Consider the following 204-nt stretch of genomic DNA (forward strand, 5'->3'; position numbering starts at 1 on the left):
GTTCATTGCGGCAATATATAATGATAATTAGTTCTTGAATGGTAACGATTAAATAACATCGCAAGGATCATACAAATATCATATATTTGTATGATTTTTAGTTATTACAGAGAGAAGAAATCGATATTCTCAGACATGGGATATGCTGCTAAAAATATGCAGAGAAAAGCTAAAGCCATTCGCAGAATATCGCATTACGTTTTA

The organism is Citrobacter sp. wls619, assembly GCF_005281345.1.
GTDB lineage: Bacteria > Pseudomonadota > Gammaproteobacteria > Enterobacterales > Enterobacteriaceae > Citrobacter.